At 62.0% G+C, this 276-nt stretch carries 1 protein-coding gene; it reads right to left on the minus strand.

The features are described 5' to 3' along the window. Window positions 1-272 (minus strand): NuoI/complex I 23 kDa subunit family protein (locus ACIF4X_RS29075; RefSeq protein ID WP_397484677.1); only part of this gene is annotated, 272 nt, incomplete at its 3' end. Window positions 273-276: the final 4 nt, after the last annotated feature.

Below are 276 nucleotides of genomic sequence, written 5' to 3' on the forward strand. Positions count from 1 at the left end.
CGGAAGAAGTCCTGGTACCAGCGACCGTCTTCGGTTTCAGCTTTCTGCAGCGAGATGCACCCCACCGGGCAAGCCACGGCGCAGAGGTTGCAGGCTACGCAGCGCTCTTCGCCATCGGGGTCGCGGGTCAGGACGATGCGACCACGGTAGCGGGGTGGCAGGTAGACCGCTTCTTCCGGGTATTGCAGGGTGTCGCGCTTGCGAAAGCCATGGCCGAAGACCATGACCAGGCTGCGCAACTGGGTACCGGTACCCTTAACGATGTCGCCAATATAT

Origin of the sequence: Pseudomonas sp. NPDC085632 (assembly GCF_044541255.1) — a bacterium.
Classification (GTDB): Bacteria; Pseudomonadota; Gammaproteobacteria; order Pseudomonadales; family Pseudomonadaceae; genus Aquipseudomonas.